Origin of the sequence: Bacillus sp. BS98, assembly GCF_008432245.1 — a bacterium.
Taxonomy (GTDB): domain Bacteria; phylum Bacillota; class Bacilli; order Bacillales; family Bacillaceae_G; genus Bacillus_A; species Bacillus_A toyonensis.
In genome coordinates this window covers 2,957,486-2,974,447 of sequence record NZ_CP043830.1, presented here as the reverse complement: position 1 = coordinate 2,974,447, position 16,962 = coordinate 2,957,486, and the positions used below count along the sequence as shown (strand labels likewise).

Here is a 16,962-nt window from a genome sequence, read left to right as displayed (position 1 = left end):
AGGTATAAATTACTGTTATATAATAAAATTTAATATGTTTTAAGAATTAGAAGGGATAGTTATGCAAAACAAAATTATTGTTATGTTTCAAAAAGATTTTCGCTTATATGATAACCCAGCTTTATTTGAAGCTGCTCAGTCCGGTGAGGTTGTTCCGGTATATGTACATGACGAAACTTTTTCAATGGGAAGTGCATCAAAGTGGTGGTTGCACCATGCTGTAATAGATGTAAAGAAGCAACTTGAGGCATTGGGCTCTACTTTAATAATTCGTAAAGGACGTACGGAGGAAGAAATACGTTCTCTCATAGAACAATTACGTATAACGGCTGTATATTGGAATATTTGCTATGATCCGGACAGATTACAATCTAATCAAAAAATGAAAATGATGTTAGAAGGTAAAGGCATTATTTGTAAGGAATTTAATTCGCATTTATTATTAGAACCGTGGATTATTAAAAAGAAAGATAACACTGAATATAAGGTGTTTACGCCTTTTTACAATGCATTTCAAAAGCAGATAATACCTAAACCTATTAGTAAAGTGCAGAGTATAAAGTGGGGAAACTCTTTACCAGCAAGCTTATCTGTTTCAGAATTACACTTGTTGCCGACTATACCGTGGACATCTCATATGGAAGCAATATGGGATCCGACAGAAGAAGGGGCATACAAAACATTCAAGAAATTTTTCTCTAGCAAATTAGTCTTTTATAGTGAAGGAAGAGATTTTCCAGATCAAAATGTACATTCGATGTTGGCACCGTATCTTTCATTTGGTCAAATATCAGTGAGGTTGATGTATCATTACTTAATAAATAAAAGTACCGAAAGACAATGTAGTCTTTTTGAAAAACAAGTGAATAGCTTTATACGTCAATTAATTTGGCGAGAGTTTTCTTATTATTTACTATATCATTATCCATTTACAGTATATAAACCTCTTAATAAGAGCTTTGAACATTTTCCGTGGAATAATGAAGAGGAGTTATTAACAGTATGGCAGAAAGGTGAAACTGGTTATCCGTTTATTGATGCGGGAATGCGGGAACTGTGGCAAACAGGTTTTATGCATAATCGAGCAAGAATGGCTGTAGCTTCTTTTCTTGTAAAGCATTTATTAATCCCATGGCAAGAAGGAGCAAAATGGTTTATGGATACACTATTAGATGCTGATATTGCAAATAATACAATGGGGTGGCAATGGGTTGCTGGAAGTGGAGCGGATGCATCACCATACTTTCGTATTTTTAACCCGATTACACAAGGAGAAAAGTTTGATAAAAATGGGGAGTATATAAGAAGATGGGTGCCAGAATTAAGAGATATACCGAATAAATATATACATAAGCCGTGGGAAGCACCTGAGCATATTTTACAAAAGGCCAATATACAGCTTGGTCATACATATCCTTTGCCAGTTGTTGATCATAAGGCAGCGCGGGAGAGAGCACTTTGTGCATATAAAAGTATGAAAGAATTTATATAAAATACACGAGTCAATATGAATTTGATATGTAAAGGGTATAATGAAAAGTATAAGAATGTCTATTTGTGTATTAAAGTTGTATTCATTGAAAGAACATACGAATCATATAGAGTTTCTAAAACCTTCTAGTAAAAAAGGAGAATGTTTATGAAAAAATCTAGTATTATAGTGTTCTTACTAACATATGGTTTGTTTTATGTTTCTAGTGTTTTATTCCCTATTGATCGTACTTGGTATAATGCGTTAGAAAAGCCGTCTTGGACACCTCCTGGTATGACAATCGGAATGATATGGGCTGTATTATTTGGACTTATTGCATTATCAGTTGCAATTATTTACAACAACTATGGATTCAAGCCAAAAACATTTTGGTTTTTATTCTTTTTAAATTATATATTCAATCAAGCGTTCAGCTACTTTCAATTTAGCCAAAAGAATTTGTTTTTAGCAACAGTAGATTGTTTACTAGTCGCTATTACTACGTTACTTCTCATTATGTTTTCTTCCAATTTATCTAAAGTATCGGCATGGTTGCTAATCCCATATTTTTTATGGGCTGCATTTGCTACATATTTATCTTGGACAATTTATAGTATAAATTAAAGACGTAAATGAAAACTTGAGCATAATAAAAATGCTCGAGTTTTTATGTTTATCCCGCATTAACGGGCAGTAAGACCTCCACCTCAAAATTCAGCGAAAGCAAAGAAGTTAGGTGGGGATCGGGCTGCCTGTAAAAGCCCGATTGGTGAGGGCTGATAATCAGTGGGGGATGAATAAAACCCCCACTGATTAAATTTTCACTTTATTAATGATAATCTAAAGTATAGAATATACACATCTTAGGGAGGTCATATATGTGAAGAAATGGATAAAAATTGTTCTGTACTCTGTATTAGGTATTTTAATTATCGGAAGTATTACTTTTTTGACTTGGTCTCAGTTTACTTATAAACCAACGAAAGAGGCTTTGTCTCTAGTAGATAATAAAAAAGATGAAGAGAATATAGTTTTTGGAGAGAAAGATGCTAAAATAGGAGTTATTTTTTATCAAGGAGCTAAAGTAGAAGCTGAAGCTTATAGTTATTTAGGAGAAGCTCTTGCAAAAGATGGGCATTTTGTAGTAATGCCTAAGTTACCATTAAATTTAGCGATACTTGGAATCAATGCAGTAGACAGTGTAATGGAACAGTATCCTGAAGTTCAGAAATGGTATGTTGCAGGGCATTCAATGGGCGGAGCTATGATTTCTAAATATGCTTTTCAGCATGAAGAAAAGGTAGACGGAATCATTTTCTTAGGTTCTTATCCCGCAGATGATTTCTCTACCAAATCGATTCCAATGTTATCTATTTATGGAGAAGTAGATGCTTTAGCAACTGTAGAAAAAATAGAGAACAATAAAAAGTTAATGTCAAAGAATACAACTATGCACATGATAAAAGGGGGGAATCATGCTAATTTCGGCATGTATGGCGAGCAAAAAGGTGATAATGCTAGCTTAATTACGTCAAAAGCACAACAAGATGAAACAGTTAAAGTAATGGAAGAATGGTTGTTAAAACAATGATAGACGGGAGAGGTAATAAAGAGCCAACTCATACGAGTGGGCTCTTTTATTTAACTTCTATCTCCAATTTCCCTCTTATTTTCTCCGGAATATCCTTGTCAGAAATAGCCTCGTACGAGTAAACATACCTACCTTTCACATGAATTTTCAAGTAAGTTTTTCTTATAAAATCATTAGGAGTATTCGTTCCTACTGTATACTCTTCTTCATTGCCAGATTCATCAATGCCTTTTAACGAGTACATAGCTCTACCGTTCGTATGATAATCGGGAACACCATACCCTTTCGCAACGGCATATACATGTTTTTCTTCAGCAAGTGGATTAAATCGGTCCACATCCCCGCGTAATATGAACAGTAGTAAGTATATAAGGAGGCCTATTCCTAATATGCAGAGTAAAAATTTCTTCATGATTGTTTCTCCTTTTGTTAATTTACTTATTTTTAAGTATAGGAAAAAATTCTTATGAATATAGAGGGAAATTCCTTAATATTTTCTTAATAAAGTTTGACCGTGTGAAAAAAGACTAACTTGAGCATTAAGCTTACGGAATGAATAACCAAATAACCTGTTTTCTTTATTTTTTGATGGTAGGTTATTTGGTTTTTTATTTTTCTTTTGATTTAATTACCGAAAAAAGTATCTTGTACTCCTTTTGTAACTTTTTCTATATAGAAATTTTCTATAAAATAAAGGGCTTGCCTTCCAAATAAATCGTTATTTGTAACACTTTTATCAAAGCAAAGTTCTCGTGACATCACTTTGATATTCAAAAACATTAATAACCTATTGTATGAAATTTTTCGAAAATTTAGGTTTAACATCTTTAAAATAGGTGTATTACATATTACATAACAACTAAATAAAAAAATAAAAATCTAAAGGAGGAAAAATACCATGCATAAGAATGAACGAAAACCGGTGGTTCATGAATTTGAAAATGAACAGGAAGTAGTTATGAAAGTAAAAGAGCTAGAATTGCAAGGGATTCGCCAAGATGATATTTACGTCTTAACACATGAAAAACATCTAACAAAAAAGATTGCGGATGATACAAACACAAATACGATTGGAGTAAAAGAACAAGGATTGGGCATAAGTATTATTAACTTTTTCTCCCAAAAAGGGGACGAACTCCGAAATCAAATGGAGGAAATAGGGTTGTCGAAGGAGGAAGTTAACTTATATGAAGAAAAACTAGATCAAGGGAGAATTTTACTCCTAGTAACAGCTGAAACACCAACGGCGAGTGATAGGCAGCCGCAAAACTATCATTCTCTCTAATAGATTGCAACATCTGATAAATAGGTAAGATAATTATTTTAGGTTGTAGCATTGAAAAAAATAAAAGTAGAGAAGGATGAGGAAAATGAAACATACGATATTTAAATATGCTGTGATTGGGATTACGACCGGAGTCATGGTCTCCCTATTAAAAAAAGAAAACCGGAAAGCTATACAAACAACAGGAAAAAGCGTAAAAGACAAACTACAAGAAGGAAACATAAAGGAAACATTAGAGAAGGTAACTGAGACAAGTAAAAAATTCTCTGTAACTGCAGCTAATGTTGCAAAACAAACATTACCACAACTGCTTACAGCCACACCGGTTGTCATTTCTACCATTAAAGATTTAACAGAAAACGAAAATAACAAAAAGAAAAAAGATGAGAAGGATTACGAAATAAATGAAAATAGTAAGGACATAGATGGAGAAAAAACGAAAAATGAAAAGAAATATATGAAAGAAGGGAAAGAAGAGAGTGCTTAGATTTAATTCTAAAAAGAGAAAGTGAGGAAAAAAGTATGAGATCTCTGTATGCGATTGATGTAGGAATTGGTTTTACCAAGCGGGCATATCGACAGGATGTAGATTCTGAGGTGACGATTAAGAGTGAAGCTTCCACACTAGCCCCTGTACCTAATCATGCTGAAAGTGAAGATTTAACAAAGGTAAGTTTTATAGACTTAGACTTTGCATACTACATGGGAAATGAAGCACATCAATCTGACGCATCATTTCTTCCTCCATTTGACGAAGAAATAGAAAATTATTATGAAAGCGAACGGTTTAAACAACAAATATTTGGTTGCATTGCAAAGGATTATAAAGAAAATGTCGTGTTACCTTTAGTTGTTACTGGGCTTCCCGTTACTTGTTTTGGTAGTCAGCATGAGCAATTACAACGTGCACTAAAAAAAGAAACTTCCGTGCAAATTGATGGGAAATTTATTAATATTACGGTGGAAAATGCTTTGATTCTTCAGCAACCAGTCGCTTTACATGCCTATTTCTTAAAAGAGGGAATCATTCAGGAACGAGATCGTATCTTAATTATTGATGGTGGATTTCGTACATTAGAAATGACAGATATGAAACAGAATGTCATTTTAAATCATTATGAGACAGAACTAGGATGTAGCAAGCCTTTGAAAAACATTAAGAATATCATGCAGAATCATGGGGGTGAAAGTAATCACTTGCATATTAACGACATGCCAAAAATATTAGAAAAAAGATATGAATGTCGAGAAGAAAATCCTCAGACAAAACAGGTTCATACTTTGATTCAAAAAGAGTTGGATGCACACTTCCAAGACGTCATGCGTGTATTACAAGAACAATTTAAGTTAGAACAGTACGATACTATTATTTGGACAGGAGGAATAGTAGATCTCCACAAAAAACGAATTGAAAAAATGCAAGGTGAAATTTCTTCTTTCCGTATGGTAGACGCTTCGAAAGAGGCTGCACTTCATGGATACTATATTATTGGAAGTCAAGTATTTGAGGACATCACCAATCAATCTGCATATGAATCTAAATTATAATAACGACCGAAATGGAGTTCGTTGAATGGACGTGCCAAATTATGTTGCTTCTTTTCCACATATAATAAATTCTTTATAAGAAAAGATAAAAAGTGCTTGTATAGAGGAAATGTTTAAAATTGAGAATAAAAATAGCTAATATATAGGGGGTCTTCCTTTTAACAGAATAAGACCTCCTATGCCATTTATTTTGTAATTTAGTTGATCAAAAAACTTTTCCTCCAAGACATGAATACCTACATACAAATTTCATATTACGGATATGATTCGATCAAACATAAAACTATTTAGAAAGGAAGAATAATATGGAATGCCTAAAAATGCCGAAATGGAGTTGGTATCATGTGAAAACTAGTGAGCTTGAAAATCTTTCTTCTATAATCCCTCGTGATGTAACATCTCATTTCTCTCAATTTGTAAAGAAAATAAGTTCTCCCTGTGAAAATGGATTATATGTTTATACGTTATCACCAAGTCAAACTTGTGTATATGGTTCATTTTTATATGATCAAGATAAAAAGGACGCCAAAATTCAAAACTTTCTTCATTATTTCGTAGCTCATGGAATACTGATAACGGTCCAAGAAAAAGAGGAAGAGGATTTTCAAAAATTAATACATAATTCCTCTTTTAGTGTAAAAAATTGTAATAGTTCCGCTGAAGGATTATGTGCTATCTTATCAATGTTTATATCTCACTACTTACGAAAGGTTGACTATTTCGAAAACAATTTCAGAAATGTATTATGGGATTTTTATCATTATAATAACATAGCAGTTTTAGAAAAAATTTATCATATTCGTCATGAATTATTTATGAACACACACGTGTTCCGCTTAATACAAGAAGTGTTACAAGGCCTGAAAGAAGCTTGGTTAGAAAACCTAACAAACACCCTTTGTTATAAACAAACACACGTAAAATTAGAGCGTGGATTACAACTTGTTAAAGAGTACCAAGAAGAATTAGACACGATGATTCATTTACAAGAAGTTGTTTCTTCTCATCGTGGGAATGAAATTATGAAAGCTCTTACTGTATTAACTGCTGTGAGTACGCCTTTGACAGCCTTAGGAGCATTGTGGGGGATGAATTTTAAATACATGCCTGAACTAGAATGGAAATATAGCTATTTAATCGCTCTCTTATTTATTATTTTCACAACAGGAGGTATGTATTTGTATATGCGAGTGAAGGGATGGACAGGTGATTTATTACGAGTAAAGAAAAAGAAATCTTTTTTTAAATCCAATTAATCCTTTTTATAAAAAATATGATAGATATTAACCTAGATATATGTTTAGTAATATTTATTAATTGAGGTAGTATCATATCCCCATCAAGTTAAAGTTTTGATGTTCACGCAATGATAAAAATGGTGAATATTTATATGAAAGATTAGAGCTCTTCTTCTTGTAGGAGGGCTCTAATCTTTGTTTAAAAACTATATCATACACATGGGCAGAATCATTATCTGAAATTTGTCCGGATTCAATTTAGAATATAACAAAAGAGAACTTGCGTTAGAAAACAAGCTCTCTTTAAAAGAAATAACGTAATTGAGATACTTATATAGTAACAATTGTTTTCTTCAAATTCCATATGTCTTATGTTGAGAAATAAATTATAAGTGGCTTGATATAGCTAAAATGAATTATTGACATAATATTTTGACGATAATATAATGAATCTCGAATTCAAGATAAGTTGTAAAGGATTGGTAATTACAAGCGTGATTAACGATGAGAGCTTATCTTTAAAGCTATTTGTTATATTATCAAGGGATTTACAGTCAATCACTAAGCGTATTGAAGAGGATATAAAAAGTTATGGACTTAATCCAACTGAATTTGCAGTGCTTAAGCTACTATACAGTAAAGGCGATCAGCCTATACAAAAAATTGGAGACAAAATATTACTTGCAAGTAGTAGTATCACGTATGTAGTGGATAGGTGGGAAAAGAAGAGATGAAAACTATGTCCTAAAGACCGCCGTGTCACGTATGCATCAATTACTTCAGAAGGTATTGGATTGATGGATACTATTTTTCCTCAGCATAAAGAGGGGATTCGGCAAATATTTGGTAGTTTGGACTATATTGAGAAAAAAATGATAATGAAACGGTTGAAAAAGTTAGGATATTACGCACAGAAATTGTAAGTTTGTAGAGGCTATTTCTGTTTAGTAATATCCTAATTACATATAAATTAAATAAATAGGAGGAAAAATTAATAAGTGGTAGTAAATGTATTATAATACAAAATGAATAAATCATATTATTTCAATCAGTACAGTATGGAATAAAGTTGTTATATTAACGTATACATATCGTCCTTTTCATTATAAATCTTTCATAAAGCGGAGAGTGGGTATCAAGAATGGAATTACGTCATTTAGAGTATTTTATTCAAGTTTGTAATAATAATAGTTTTACTAAAGCTGCGGAAGTTCTAGGTATTTCACAGCCGACTTTAAGTCAACAAATCCGTGTGTTAGAAGGTGAACTTGATACACCTTTGTTTCATCGAGTTGGAAGAGGTATCAAAATGACAGAAGCGGGTAAGCTGCTATTTGATAAAGGAAAATTTATCATGCAACAATTTGATGACGTTTATAATGAAATTTTTGAATTAAAGGGTGTACAAAGAGGTGTAATTACTATAGGAGGTTTATTAGAGGATCTCACCTATTTAACACCTTATATTATGAAGTTTCAACAACATTATCCCAACATCGTAGTAAAAATTATAGAATCTGAAGTTGCTGTAAATCAAATCGTTGATAAAAATATTGATATAGGCATCACGCGTAGTGCTCAAATTCCAGACACATTAACAAGCACCCTTTTGTATAGCGAAGAGCTTGTCCTTGCCATTCCAAAAAATCATCCTTTGAATGAAACATCATTTGTTTCTTTTCGAGAATTAGTAGGACTGAGTAGAATAATGGTTTCATGTAGTTGTCGTGAATCTATTAAAATATATTGTGAGAGTTTAGGGTTATCTTTATCTGAAGCAAATATAGAAACAAAATCTTCTATTTCTCTATTGAGTCTTGTATACAATGGACATGGGGTTGCCATAATACCTCTTTCACTGGTTAACTTCGTTAATAATGATACTTTGAGCATAGTTCGTATTATTGAACCAACACCAAGTCAAGATATTAATCTTATTCACTTTGATGATAAATTTTTAAGTTTTGCAGCACGTATCTTTATGCAGAAGTTAAATGAACCTAAAAAAGTATTAGTATAATAGAAATAATAATGATTATAGTGTGGGAATTAAAAATGATACATAATTCTTAGGATAAGACCTAAATTACAGTTAAAGGGCAAGTAGATTTATATGTGTGGTGTAGTCGCTTCAAAAGGGAATACCATGGAATTTTACTTAAGGGGAGAAGGCTGTTAAAAACAAGTCAAGTTAATCAATTAACTCTTCGGTCTTATCGCATAGTAATAGATTCCATTAGGGATATACTGCTATTTCTTTTTACATATTCTTATTGCATAAAGAAAACCACCGGGCATTATACCGGTGGTTTTGACTTAGAAAGCAAAGCAAGTACAACCAATACCCCATTTAGTTCCATCTTTTCCTATTATGGTATGAGTGTGTTGATGGAGAGGGTTACTGCAACTATGTAACTTGTGATCATGGGCATCGTGAGAAAGTAGAGTGTGGGCTAGGTTAGCACCACCATAACCATAAACTCCCGTCGGTGACCAATTAGGTGATGCTGGCGGCAATTCAGGTGATAGCCTTTTAAATTCATCATTTCCATAAACAACCTGCCCACCCATAATAGTGAGTAATGATTCAAGGTTCTTGATTTCTTCTTCTGGCACAGTAAAGTAGTCAGCAGACAATACAGCAATATCAGCAAATTGACCTACTGCAAGGATTCCCTTTTTACCTTCATCACCAGAGAACCACGCACTTCCTTTTGAATATAATTCCAGGGCTACTTTTCTATCAAGTTTATTTTTTTCGTCGTATATCGAAAGACCACCAATGGTTTTTCCGGCAACCATCCAGTAAAGAGCGACCCAAGGGTTATAGCTGGAAACCCTAGTTGCATCACTACCTGCGCCAACAGGTATACCTAGGTCTAACATACGATAAATCGGAGGAGTACGCTTTGCAGCTTCCTTTCCGTATAAATCAACAAAGTATTCACCTTGAAAAGCCATGCGGTCTTGGATAGCAATACCGCCATTTAAAGCCTTAACACGTTCCATACTACGATCTGAGATTGTTTCTGCATGGTCAAACCACCATCGTAGACCATTAAAAGGAATTTCTTTGTTGACTTCCTCAAATACATTTAAGAATCGTGTGATTGACTCGTCATAAGTTGCATGTAAACGGAATGGCCAACGGTTTTCTACCAATAGAGAAATTACTTTCTTTAAGTCAGCTTCCATCATCGTAGCTAGTTCGGGCTGTGGCATTTGAAATTTTTCAAAATCGGCTGCCGAGAATACTAACATTTCTCCGGCACCATTCATTTTATACTTATCATTTCCTTGACCTGGAGAAACAATTTTTGTCCATGAAGCAAAGTCTTCATATTCATGATTTGGATTTTGTGTAAATAGATTATAAGCAATACGCAAAGTTAATTGTTCCTTCTCGGCTAAATGTTCAACAACTTTGTAGTCATCAGGATAATTTTGGAAACCACCACCTGCGTCAATGGCACTTGTAATACCTAATCTATTTAATTCGCGCATAAAATGGCGAGTTGAATTAATCTGGTCGTCAAAATTAAGTATTGGAGCTTTACCCAAACTTGAATAAAGAATAGAAGCGTTAGGATTTGCAATTAAAAGGCCCGTTGGATTACCTCGTTTATCCCGTTCAATTAAACAACCTGGAGGGTCTGGGGTATCTTTTGTGTATCCCAGTGCACGCAGCCCTGCACGATTTACAAGTGCTCTATTGTAAAGATGTAGCACAAAGACAGGTGTGTCTTCAGAAACAGCATTAATCTCTTCCAAAGTTGGCATCCGTCTCTCTTTAAATTGAAATTCAGACCAACCTCCAACTACTCTTACCCACTGAGGAGCAGGTGTACGCCTTGCCTGTTCTTTGAGCATTTCGAGAGCAATGGCAATTGAAGGCACACCTTCCCATCGTAATTCCATATTATAATGAAGACCGCCACGAATAACGTGTATATGAGAGTCATTCAGACCTGGAATAGCTCTTTTTCTTTTAAGGTCTATTTTTTTTGTTTTTTCTGTGGCGCTATCAAGAAGCTCATCTCCACCTATTGCAGTTATTAAACCATCAGTTATGGCGATAGCAGATACCTTAGGTTGAGAGGGATCAAGGGTAGTAATTTTTCCGTTATATAAGATCATATCCGGTAAATTCATATTCACACCTCGTCTACTTCCTATTATTTTGTAACCATGGATGAAATAATTTACCGAAAATCGGCATAACTACCCATGATAGCAAGGACACTATACATACAGAAACAAAAAAAGCGGACATAATAGGGTTCATATGTTTTATGATAGGTCCTATCAATTTAGGAACTAACATGCTAAGAGGCCATACACCCAGAAGGGTAACGATAGACATTTTCCATTTTTGCGGTGGGACTGGCGTTTTCGGAGTAACAAACCAATAAGCCAAACTGCTTTCAGTTTTATAACTTGGATTAGTAACTTGAAATTGTTCTGCCGTTTTTAACAAATCTCGGCGAACATCTGATTCTTGCCAAGCACGTAGATGCTCATACGTATCAAAGCGAAAAATAACAGTATACTCTCTGAATTCGTTATTTGGGACTATTAGATTTACACCTAAATGCCCTGGAAATTTAGTAGCGGCAGCTTCGATTTCATGTCTCCATGTTTCAAACTGTTTTTCTTTACCCTGTTGAATTTCCCATGTAACAATCGTTGTTACTGGATCGGCAGCATCCATCGCGTTCCCTGTATAAGTCTCTTCGACAGCTACTCCTTCTTGTTTCATATTTTCCTGCTTGGAAGCGCACCATGCACCATAGTATATGCGTATTCTACACCTTGACCATAAGCACCAGTGTGTTCCTTTACAATCTCCATTACAGCATCATAAGTATCTTTGTGTGCCCAGTCGCGTTGGTATTCAAGTAAAACTTGAATTGCTGTCACTGGAATTGCACCAGCTTGTTCTACACGACGCATAGCAGCGTTATGTGCTGTCAAACTAGTACCACCTGAAGCATCATCAACTGCATACACCTCATAGCCAGCTTTAATTGCTTCAAGCACAGGGAATGCAAGGCAAACTTCAGTCCAAAGTGCTGCAAATATTAATTTCTTTCTACCTGTTGCTTTAACTGCTTCAACAAATTTTGGATCTTCCCAAGAGTTCATTGAACTGCGTTCTATAATTTCATGGTTTGGGAATATGTCAAGAATTTGTGGCCAAAAATAACCAGAAAAGCTACGTGTCTCAACTGTAGTAAGAATAGTAGGTACGTTAAAAGTTTTTGCTGATTTAGCAAGTAACATAACGTTATTAATCAATGTTTGTCTATCAATACTTGCAACTCCAAAAGTCATTTGAGGCTGAAAATCAATTAAAATTAAGGCACTGTTCTCTGGATTTAACAATTCTAAATTACTCATAATAAAACGCTCCTTTTTTTAATTGTTGAAAATAATATATTTTCAACAATTAAAACTGTAATCGTAAAAAAAAAATTGCTATACCTTTTAATTTAAAAGAGAGTGCTGATTTAATCAGCACTAAATGTATACTATCCATTTTTTTGAAAGTGATTTAAAGTCATTTCTTTGAAATACATTTATGCATTTTGTTTACTAAGATCTCGCTGCGCGCCCATATAGCTTCCAATTATATTTTGATAGCCTGGAAGATTACTAGCAAGCAAATTGCCAAAACCTTCGACATCGTTGCGCCAATCGCGTTGTAATTCGCAAGCTACGCTAAACCAGTTCATAAGTTGTACGCCACTATGTGCCATGCGAGTATTTGCAGCATCTGCAACTTGTTTACTGAAAGTTCCCGAAGCATCAGTAACAGCAAATACTTCATATCCAGCTTTTATAGCGGAAAGTGCTGGGAAAGTAACACAAACGTCCGTAACTACGCCCGCGATGATAAGTTGCTTCTTTCCAGTTTCTTCGATTGCTTTTACAAAATCATCATTATCCCATGCGTTAATTTGTCCAGGGCGAGCTATTTTTTGTGCGTGAGGAAAGAGATCAACCAATTCTTGCATTAAAGGTCCGTTAGGTCCGTTTTCAAAGCTTGTTGTTAAAATAACCGGTAAATCAAAAAACTTAGCAGTATGAGCAAGAGCTAAAACATTGTTCTTAAATTCATCAACACCATAGTCACGTACTAGTCCGGACATAAGACCAGTTTGATGATCTACTAAAAGCAAGACAGCATCATCTTTGTTAATACGAGAATAGAGATCAGTCATTATGTATTCCTCCTAAAAATTAAGTAATCGAAGAAAAGTTAAATAGTCGAATACTATCATAAGTTTCTTCGTTTGTTACGATTCGTTTATAACTAAGCTGACCAATAATATTAGTTATAGCAGCATTCACAGAACATGAAGTGCTATACAAATTTATAGTATTTGAAAACTGATTCGTTGATCAATTCTAAATTATCTATAATTCGTATAGGTCGTAACTATAGTTGTTTTCACTATAAAATAGATTGATTTTACCTATACATTCTATAGATAGAACGATATTGATAGTCACCTATTTTTGTTATTAGAATTGAATAGGAGGAATTTTCAGCAAATACTTCGTGATGAAAAAGGTAGGAGATGGGGAATTGTCCATAAACAGAAAATGAATTCATCGGAACAGTAGAGTTCACAACATAAACATGCATAAATAGGCTATGAGATTCATCCGGATTATTGAAGAAAAGGATATATATTAGAATATTTTTGGAGGTAGAAGAATGGCGAAAATTACTGTAGGAACCGAAAATCAAGCACCAATTGAGATATATTATGAGGATCATGGCACAGGAAAACCAGTTGTACTAATTCATGGTTGGCCGTTAAGCGGTCGATCTTGGGAATACCAAGTTCCCGCTCTTGTTGAGGCTGGATACAGAGTTATAACATATGATCGTCGGGGTTTTGGAAAATCATCTCAGCCGTGGGAAGGGTATGAATATGATACCTTTACTTCTGATTTACATCAACTATTAGAACAGTTAGAGCTTCAAAATGTCACACTTGTTGGTTTTTCTATGGGTGGAGGCGAGGTAGCCCGGTATATTGGGAAATATGGAACTAATAGAGTAGAGAAGGCTGTATTTGCAGGAGCTGTACCACCATTCCTTTACAAGTCAGCAGACCATCCTGAGGGTGTATTAGATGATGTAGCAATTCAAAGTTTTGAAAATGGAGTAAAAAGTGATCGCCTAGCATTCCTTGATGAGTTTACGAAAGGATTTTTTGCTGCTGGAGATCGAACTGACTTAGTTAGTGAACCATTTCGAATTTACAATAGGGATATCGCTGCGGGTGCATCGCCTAAAGGAACACTAGATTGTATCGCTGCTTTCAGCAAAACAGACTTCAGAGGCGATTTAGCTAAGGTTAATATACCTACCCTTATTATTCATGGTGATTCAGATGCAACTGTACCATTTGAATATAGTGGGAAATTAACACACGAAGCAATTCCTAATTCTAAAGTAACGTTAATAAAGGGTGGTCCACATGGGCTAAATGCAACGCATGCCAAAGAATTTAATGAAGCACTCCTATCATTTTTAAAGGACTGATTACAACTATATAATTGTTAATTGATAAATTATAAACAAGTTAAAATAAAGTTTTATAAAAGATGCTCTTGGATAAATCCAGGAGCATCTTTTTAAATGCGGGAGTAGTGCACCACTGTAAACATCCATTACGAAATTTCTACTTATTTTTAAATTTTGATATTGAGACGTTAGCATGAAAAATACTCATTAATTTCGAATTGAATAATCTTCTTAACAGCTAAAATGTATTGATTAGAGTTTTTTAGGTCTCTTAAATGCATTGATATATTACTATCAAGATAATATTTTGAATAATCCTCAAAACAAAGAAACGTACATTTTATTGTTTTGGGTAGTGAAGCCTCTTAAGTTGAGTGGGGGCCCCTATATCTTAATCAAAAAGTGTAGGCTTAAGCCTACAAATATTCATCTCCCACTTAAAATTGTCGTTTTACACCTTCACATTTTTGAGGAAGGAGTATTTTATCAGAAAACAATAAAATCTTATTATTTTTTATAATTAGTAGAATTTTATAGAAATAATCCTCTTAATATATTAAAATAACATCGTATTATGTCAGATTTTAATTAGGGGAGAGAAATTTTATGTTGAAAAAAATCATTCCAGTTGCTTTAGCATTAAGTACAGTTACTTTTACTAGTGTATTTGCTGCGCCTTCAGCCCAAGCAAGTACAGAACAAAACCGCTACATAGATGTGCAAATGCTCGGTATTAACGATTTTCATGGGCAACTAGACACTGTAAAAAAAATTAACAATAAAGATGCAGGGGGAATCGAGTACTTAGGGGCTTATTTACGTGATCGTGAAAAACAAAATCCGAATACATTAAAGGTACATGCTGGCGATGTTGTTGGAGCAAGTACTCCTGTTTCAGCATTATTACAAGACGAACCTACGATTGAATTTCTAAATGATTTGAAATTCGATGTTGGAACTATAGGAAATCATGAATTTGATGAAGGTGTTGAGGAAATGAACCGCCTTATTTATGGTGGATACCATGAGAAAACAGGCAATTTTAAAGGAGCAAAATTCCCATATGTTGCCGCAAATTTTTATAATAAATCCACTGGTCGTTTATTTTTACCACCATTCACTATAAAAAAGGTGCAAGGAGTTCCTGTTGGATTTATCGGAGTCGTAACAACGGATGTTCCTAACCTTGTTATGCCTACTATGCTAAAGAATGTTGAAATTACAGATGAAGTTGAAGCTATTAACAAATCCGTAAAGCAATTAAAAAAACTTGGCGTTAAATCTATCGTTGTTCTTGCGCATAACGGAGGTACAACAGATGGAAACGGCGTAACAAATGGTGATATCGTTCGATTAGCAAATGAGACTGATCCAGAAGTCGATGTTATTTTTGGTGGGCATAGCCACACCTATGTAAATGGAACTGTCAATAATAAACTTGTCGTACAAGCAAATTCTTATGGTATGGCTTTTGCTGATGTTGATGTAAAGATTGATCGTAAGACACAAGATATTGTTGAGAAAAAAGCAGAAATTGTTACAACTTACCATGAAGGCATGGAGCCTGATAAAAAAATAAAGAAGAAGATGGAGAAATATCAAGCAAAAATCGCACCTCTTGTTAATGAAGTTGTAGGTAAGTCTATTGCTCCACTAGATCGCAAACTCAATAAGGCTGGTGAATCTACTCTTGGAAATTTGGTTGCTGATGCCCAGCGTGCAACAATGCAATCCCAAATTGCACTTATGAATCCTGGTGGTATTCGTAATGACTTAGATGCTGGTGATATTACATGGGGAGAGATATATGGTATTCAACCATTCGGAAATCAATTAATAAAAGTAAATTTAACAGGTCAAGACATTCGTGATATTTTAAATCAACAATGGCAAAAAGATATAACAAGAATGCTTCAAATTTCAGGGATCCAATACACTTGGGATGCGAATAAGCCTAATGGAGAAAAAGTAAAAAGTATTCGCTTAACAAATGGAGAAGAAATCATTCCTTCTAAAACTTACAGCGTCGTTGCGAACGCATTTCTAGCTTCAGGTGGAGATGGATTTGTATCCTTTAAAAACGGTAAAGATGCTGAAACAGGACCAACCGATTTTGAAGCACTAGTAGATTATATAAAAAAATCAAAAGAACCAATTCAGTCTATTATTGATGGAAGAATTCAAAAAATAAATTAGTTTTTTATTAATCTCAAAAACAACTAGATTACCTGTGCGTTATACTTTTTAGTGTACAGGTAATCTATTTTTTTGATTTGAATAGTCTAA

16 protein-coding genes and 1 pseudogene are annotated in these 16,962 nt (G+C 34.2%); 11 read left to right on the top strand and 6 right to left on the bottom strand.

The annotated features are described in order from the left end of the window. Positions 1-61: 61 nt before the first annotated feature. The 3 genes from F0362_RS15440 (at position 62) to F0362_RS15430 (ending at position 3,062) form a co-directional block, all read left to right on the top strand. On the top strand, positions 62-1,492 hold the full coding sequence (locus F0362_RS15440) for a cryptochrome/photolyase family protein (RefSeq protein ID WP_001179960.1): 1,431 nt from the start codon (positions 62-64) through the stop codon (positions 1,490-1,492). Positions 1,493-1,639: 147 nt separating this feature from the next. Continuing rightward, positions 1,640-2,095, top strand: a complete 456-nt coding sequence (locus F0362_RS15435; protein WP_000749758.1) for a TspO/MBR family protein — start codon at positions 1,640-1,642, stop codon at positions 2,093-2,095. A 256-nt stretch (positions 2,096-2,351) separates the two neighbouring features. Beyond that, positions 2,352-3,062 carry an alpha/beta hydrolase gene (locus F0362_RS15430; protein WP_000758850.1) on the top strand — a complete coding sequence of 237 codons (711 nt, stop codon included), beginning with the start codon at positions 2,352-2,354 and terminating at the stop codon, positions 3,060-3,062. 46 nt (positions 3,063-3,108) lie between these two features. Here the strand turns inward: F0362_RS15430 and F0362_RS15425 are convergent, their stop codons facing one another. After that, the gene (locus F0362_RS15425; RefSeq protein WP_000714079.1) at positions 3,109-3,474 is read right to left on the bottom strand and encodes a YxeA family protein; all 366 of its coding nucleotides are present in this window, start codon (positions 3,472-3,474) and stop codon (positions 3,109-3,111) included. Between the two features lie 212 nt (positions 3,475-3,686). After that, entirely contained in the window at positions 3,687-3,842 is a 156-nt protein-coding gene (locus tag F0362_RS30970) for a hypothetical protein (RefSeq protein WP_002093610.1), read from the bottom strand. A 118-nt stretch (positions 3,843-3,960) separates the two neighbouring features. Between F0362_RS30970 and F0362_RS15415 the strand changes: the two genes are divergently transcribed. From F0362_RS15415 to F0362_RS15390, 6 genes and pseudogenes are all read left to right on the top strand, one after another. Then, complete coding sequence (locus F0362_RS15415; protein WP_000549418.1) at positions 3,961-4,347, top strand: YflT domain-containing protein; 387 nt, start codon at positions 3,961-3,963, stop codon at positions 4,345-4,347. Positions 4,348-4,432: 85 nt separating this feature from the next. Further along, positions 4,433-4,834 (top strand): hypothetical protein, encoded by a 402-nt coding sequence (locus F0362_RS15410; protein WP_000683231.1) that lies wholly within the window; start codon positions 4,433-4,435, stop codon positions 4,832-4,834. A gap of 35 nt (positions 4,835-4,869) precedes the next feature. Continuing rightward, the gene (locus F0362_RS15405) at positions 4,870-5,895 is read left to right on the top strand and encodes a ParM/StbA family protein (protein ID WP_001257274.1); all 1,026 of its coding nucleotides are present in this window, start codon (positions 4,870-4,872) and stop codon (positions 5,893-5,895) included. A gap of 305 nt (positions 5,896-6,200) precedes the next feature. Beyond that, the gene (locus F0362_RS15400; RefSeq protein WP_000388991.1) at positions 6,201-7,151 is read left to right on the top strand and encodes a magnesium transporter CorA family protein; all 951 of its coding nucleotides are present in this window, start codon (positions 6,201-6,203) and stop codon (positions 7,149-7,151) included. A 428-nt stretch (positions 7,152-7,579) separates the two neighbouring features. Further along, positions 7,580-8,056: pseudogene (locus tag F0362_RS30965) on the top strand (MarR family winged helix-turn-helix transcriptional regulator). A 218-nt stretch (positions 8,057-8,274) separates the two neighbouring features. Beyond that, the gene (locus F0362_RS15390; protein ID WP_000423209.1) at positions 8,275-9,153 is read left to right on the top strand and encodes a LysR family transcriptional regulator; all 879 of its coding nucleotides are present in this window, start codon (positions 8,275-8,277) and stop codon (positions 9,151-9,153) included. Positions 9,154-9,449: 296 nt separating this feature from the next. Here the strand turns inward: F0362_RS15390 and F0362_RS15385 are convergent, their stop codons facing one another. The 4 genes from F0362_RS15385 to ycaC all read right to left on the bottom strand — a co-directional run bounded on the left by F0362_RS15385 (position 9,450) and on the right by ycaC (position 13,357). Then, entirely contained in the window at positions 9,450-11,285 is a 1,836-nt protein-coding gene (locus tag F0362_RS15385) for an amidohydrolase (RefSeq protein WP_142346327.1), read from the bottom strand. A gap of 13 nt (positions 11,286-11,298) precedes the next feature. Next, the gene (locus F0362_RS15380; RefSeq protein ID WP_000806845.1) at positions 11,299-11,892 is read right to left on the bottom strand and encodes an antibiotic biosynthesis monooxygenase; all 594 of its coding nucleotides are present in this window, start codon (positions 11,890-11,892) and stop codon (positions 11,299-11,301) included. Next, positions 11,889-12,533 carry a hydrolase gene (locus F0362_RS15375; protein ID WP_000067162.1) on the bottom strand — a complete coding sequence of 215 codons (645 nt, stop codon included), beginning with the start codon at positions 12,531-12,533 and terminating at the stop codon, positions 11,889-11,891. Before F0362_RS15375 ends, F0362_RS15380 begins: the two co-directional genes overlap by 4 nt. A gap of 179 nt (positions 12,534-12,712) precedes the next feature. Beyond that, entirely contained in the window at positions 12,713-13,357 is a 645-nt protein-coding gene (gene ycaC, locus F0362_RS15370) for an isochorismate family cysteine hydrolase YcaC (protein ID WP_098146815.1), read from the bottom strand. Between the two features lie 500 nt (positions 13,358-13,857). Between ycaC and F0362_RS15365 the strand changes: the two genes are divergently transcribed. Further along, entirely contained in the window at positions 13,858-14,694 is an 837-nt protein-coding gene (locus F0362_RS15365) for an alpha/beta fold hydrolase (RefSeq protein ID WP_001074316.1), read from the top strand. Between the two features lie 588 nt (positions 14,695-15,282). Then, positions 15,283-16,872 carry a bifunctional metallophosphatase/5'-nucleotidase gene (locus F0362_RS15355; RefSeq protein WP_000913767.1) on the top strand — a complete coding sequence of 530 codons (1,590 nt, stop codon included), beginning with the start codon at positions 15,283-15,285 and terminating at the stop codon, positions 16,870-16,872. The last annotated feature ends 90 nt before the right edge of the window (positions 16,873-16,962 follow it).